This is a genomic window from Streptomyces niphimycinicus (assembly GCF_018883605.1).
Classification (GTDB): domain Bacteria; phylum Actinomycetota; class Actinomycetes; order Streptomycetales; family Streptomycetaceae; genus Streptomyces; species Streptomyces niphimycinicus.
The window spans coordinates 1-4,462 of the sequence record NZ_JAHLEM010000151.1; the positions used below are offsets into that span (position 1 = coordinate 1).

The 4,462-nt window shown below is 67.6% G+C and carries 4 protein-coding genes; 2 read left to right on the forward strand and 2 right to left on the reverse strand.

All coding sequences use genetic code 11. The features are described from left to right. Window positions 1–967 precede the first annotated feature (967 nt). Together KN815_RS15140 and KN815_RS15145 are read right to left on the reverse strand one after the other, a co-directional pair. Entirely contained in the window at window positions 968–2,536 is a 1,569-nt protein-coding gene (locus KN815_RS15140; protein WP_216342459.1) for an ISL3 family transposase, read from the reverse strand. 263 nt (window positions 2,537–2,799) lie between these two features. After that, a complete protein-coding gene (locus KN815_RS15145) occupies window positions 2,800–2,940 on the reverse strand; it encodes a hypothetical protein (protein WP_216342460.1) in 141 nt (46 codons plus the stop codon). 304 nt (window positions 2,941–3,244) lie between these two features. On the opposite strand from KN815_RS15145, the gene KN815_RS15150 reads away from it, so the two are divergent. Together KN815_RS15150 and KN815_RS15155 are read left to right on the forward strand one after the other, a co-directional pair. Further along, the gene (locus KN815_RS15150; RefSeq protein WP_216342461.1) at window positions 3,245–3,910 is read left to right on the forward strand and encodes a hypothetical protein; all 666 of its coding nucleotides are present in this window, start codon (window positions 3,245–3,247) and stop codon (window positions 3,908–3,910) included. A gap of 15 nt (window positions 3,911–3,925) precedes the next feature. Further along, a partial coding sequence (locus KN815_RS15155; RefSeq protein WP_253208990.1) for a TRM11 family SAM-dependent methyltransferase occupies window positions 3,926–4,462 on the forward strand: 537 nt, incomplete at its 3' end.

A 4,462-nucleotide genomic window follows, 5' to 3' on the forward strand; every position in this document is an offset into this window, starting at 1 on the left:
CGCAGTTTCGAACGTGCGTGCACTGCGACGGGGTGACTATAGATGGTTTTCTGGCGTGGCGAGTGGTCGCCTGAATTGGGGTGGCGGGATCCCTGTCGCGGCCCCGAAGCTTTGTTCGGATGCTCTCCTGGATTGATCTGCACTGATGGCTGCGAGCTATCACACGGGGCGTTAAGTGGGCAGGCATGGAATGGCCGGTTCCCCGCCCAATGGCGGCTCGATGGTCGAAATGTCAACAACTTCACTCAATGCGATCTTGTGATCTTGTGGCGTTTACTCGGATGGCAGCAGGGGTGACGGCGACGGTAAGCCCCTCATCTCAGCTCGAAGTCCAAGTCCGGAAGCCGCGTCACTGCTGCGGTAGTGACGCGCGGCGTAGGAGTCCTACATCCCTGCCTCTTAACCTCGCCGTTACCGTTTAGGTGAGAGGGCGTCGCTGATCATCAACCCTTGAGGGGTCGCGGCGACTTCATTGCCCGGACAGGGCGGAGTCCCGACGCGATGGCCGGACTCTCCCCGGTCCTTCGGATCGGAGTGGGGAGACGACTGCTGGCCAGTCAACTGGTCGGGGAGGTGCGGCAAGGGGGTGGAATGCTGCAGCCGGTAGCGGCTTTCTTGGGTTCGGCAGTGGCGAGTTCGCCCGCCCAGGAGAAGGAGGCGGGCACGGAAAGGAGTGGATCACCGACACGGCGGGGCCCGGGCCTGACTTGCCGATCACGACTACCAGCCCACGCCGTATGCAGGGTCCAGCCGGGCCCGGCCCACTCAAAGAATGCATCGGCGAGGCGCGGTCGCCCCGTCTTCGCCAGACCACGGCCCTCTCTCCCGGCTCAATCGGCTGGCCCCGCCAGCTGCCGGATCAGCGGGACCGCGGCGGCCCGCTCCCGCAGTACGTCGCCCCCGGCAGGTGTCCACGGACACGCCGACGTGGCTCTGTCGCGATTTCCGTGATCCCTCTTGTTGATCTTCATCGGGTGAGGAGTACGCGTTTGCGGAGGAGGTCGTGCTTCGCGCGGCCGAACATCTGCCGTTTCAGCATCTTGATGCGGTTGACGTGGCCTTCGACGGCGCCAGAGTTCCAGTGCAGGGTGAGGCCGGCCATGACCGCGTCCCAATCCTTGCGGAGCCCAGAAGCGAAGCCTCGCAGCTCAGGGTGCTGGCTCTGCTCGGCATCGTCGGTCCACTGCTTGAGCTTTTCCCGGCCCTGACGGTGGACGAGGATCTCGGCGAACCGCGCGACGAGCTGACAGGCGGCGTCCAAGTCGCTGCTGCGGTCGCGGAGTTCCTTGAGGACGACGCGGTCGGATTCGGGCCGGTTGTCGGGGTGGATGAGGATCAGGGTGGTCACCTCCCGGACCTTCGGGACCGGCGGCCGTGTGGTGGGTTTGGCGTTCTCCTGGAGCCGCAGGAGGAAGCGGCGGACGGTCCGTTCGCTGACGGTCAGTCCGCGGTCGGCGAGTTCGCGGTGGAGGCGGCTGGTGTTGGTGCAGCCCTCGGCCCAGCGGGCGGCGAGGTAGGCGGCATGACCGTCGAGGCTGCTCTGCCTGCCGGTGGGGCTGGCACCGATCAGCTCGTCCGCCGTGGCTGCGCGCATGTTCTTGCGGACGGTCTTCGGGTCGAGACGGAGTTCGGCCACGATGCCGCCGATGCCCATCCCCTTGTCCATCAGGGCGTGCACCGCGGCGTGACGTTCGCGGATGCGCTGGGCCCGCAGTCCCTCGGGCTTCTCCGGCACGGTGACCTCGGGTTTCTCCGGCGGGGACGGGACCCACTGCGGCCGGAGCCGGGCGACGAGCCGCTCGGCGGCGTCGCCCAGGTTCTGCCACAAATGAAAGCGATCAGCGACCTGGACCGCGTCGGCAGCGCCCTGATCGGCGCCTTCGGCGTAGTAGCGGGCCCGGTCACGGCAGATGACCTCGACGCCTGGGTGGCGGGTGAGCCAGTCGGCCAGCGCGTCGGCGGAGCGTTCGGGTAGCAGGCCCACTGGCCTGCGGTTTTCCATGTCGATCAGAACAGTGCCGTAGTGGTGGCCGCGCTTGAGTGCGAAGTCGTCGACGCCCAAGACCCGCACCCGGCCGACCTCGGGGTCGGGCAAGGCACGGATGAGCCGCAGCATCGCGTCCTTGCCGACGCCGATCGCCTGGAGCTCGGCGAGGCGGGCGCCGGCCCGGCCTCCGAGGGCCAGCGCGATGGCCTCCCGGACGGTGCGTAACAGCGTGGTGCACCGGCCGTGCCGGAAGGTCAGCCCCGGGATCTGCTCGGCGAACGTCTTCTTCGGGCAGTTCGAGCTGCCGCAGAAGAACCGGCGAACCCGCAGGTGAAGGACGGTCTGCTGGTTCGATATCGCGGTGTCGGACATCTTCCGCTCGTAGCCGCTGTGTACCCGCTCCGACACCGTGCCGTAGCCGGGACAGACCGCCGACGGCTCCCGCCCTCGCGCCTGGATCCGGACGGTACGGCCCGTCGCCCGGATCAACTCGACGTGCAAGAGGGCGAAGTGCGGGAAGAGGACGGCGAACAGATCATCAACGGACACCTGGAATGATCACGAGCCGCCAAGATCGACATCTCAAGTTTCACGAAAATCGCGACAGAGCCATCTTGCGCTGTCCGCTCTCACCCGCGCACCACCACCGGACAACACACCGCCCCATGGACCGCCATGTGCGATGGCCCACCTCCGGCTCGGCGGCAGTGAACAGGACCAAGGCCCGTACAGAGCGAGCAGGAATCGAACATGAAGAATCTTGAATTGGCGTCCGTGCTCAGGATCCGCAGGCACATGACCGCTTGCGTGGATCAGCGATCCTTGAGGAGAAGGTGCAGCAGCGTCACCACGCCCACTCCGACCAAGAGGGCCGTACCGAACGAAGGATACTCAAAGGCGACGCGCACAGGGACGCTGCCCGTCAGCAGCAACAGCGCCATGCGCTGATCCATCTGACCATGTTGGGCACGACGGGTAGTGGGCCGCTGTCGCTGGCATGCGCTCGAACTTCAGCAGCGACCTCTGTGCGCGGGCCCGCCCATGGTGGCTCGCTCATGGCTCGCGACCGGCTCGCACCCGCTCCCACCTGCGAATTCAGACGGACCATTCGGCCACGGCGCGTTCGATCCTTCGGAAGGGCCGGGGCGCATGACAGAAGCTGAACGGGTAGGCAGTGACAAAGTCCCGCAGCCTGAATCTCTATTGATCACGTCAGCACCAGACGGCCGGATCCCCGTACCCGGGCGCCACCAGCCGATGACGAAGTCCGACCACCACCACACCACCAGCCACCCCGGCGCATCCCGCCCTCTGCCGACCACCGTGTGGACCCCTGACTCGAACAACCCGAGCGGGGTCTCTGCCCCCGGCGAGGTGCTGCCCGGCTGGGCGTTGGACAAGATCCGCGCCGAGTTCACGCACCGACCCGGCCGCCCACCCGCGCGCCTGATCAAGGTCCACATTCGCGACACCGAACCGGGCATGGACGCCCGCGCCCGCGTCACCTACCTGGCTCCCCACGAAGACGGGAGAAGCGCCCGCCCGGCCCCGGTACTGCTCGCGGAACTGCACCCCGACACCCTCCCCGCCCCCGACGACGAACCGGTCCGCGCCTGTGACGAGATGCCGGGCGCGGTGGAGAACGGCTGGTCCGGCTTCTTCCACCGAGCCCATCGCCTCCTCTTCCGTAACGGCGTCTTGCTCCTCGCCACCAGACAGCGCCGCGACGCCGGACGCCTGACCGACCCGCTCGGATCCCTCATCGCCTCCGCCCGCACCGCCGGCTTCCGCTACCTCCAGCACATCGTCATCATCCACGGCCACCCCGACGGCGACCGCATCACGCCCACCCCGCCCGAGGGCGCACCGCCCGGACTCATCCACTCCGACCTGCTCGTGCTGTCCGCGATCAACAGCGCCTGACCGAAGGGGCACGCCATGTCCGACCGCGAATCAGTGTGGAACACCGCACCCACATCCGCCCCCGCCCAGCGCGCCGACCGCTACGTGTCCGGCTCGAACGCTCACCCCGCCAAGATGCTGCCCGCGATCGCCGCCCACGCCATCCGCACCTACACCAAACCCGATGAGCTGGTCCTGGACCCGATGTGCGGCATCGGCACCACCCTGGTCGAGGCCATCCGCCACCGCCGCCACGCCCTCGGTATCGAGTACGAGTCCCGCTGGGCCCGGATCGCCCGGGCCAACATCGCCCACAACATCCGGCACGTTGAGCAAGGCAACGGCCGGGTGGTGTGCGGCGACGCCCGACAACTCACCCAGCTCATCGATGCCGACCTTCACGGCAAAGTCGCGCTGGTGGTCACCTCACCGCCATACGGACGATCGGCCCATGGCCGGGTCCACTGCACGAGCGAAACCGGCGAGCGCGGCGTGGTCAAAACGGACTACCGCTACGGCCGCGACCCGCACAACCTCGCCCACGTCTCCACCGACCAGCTCCTGGACGGCTTC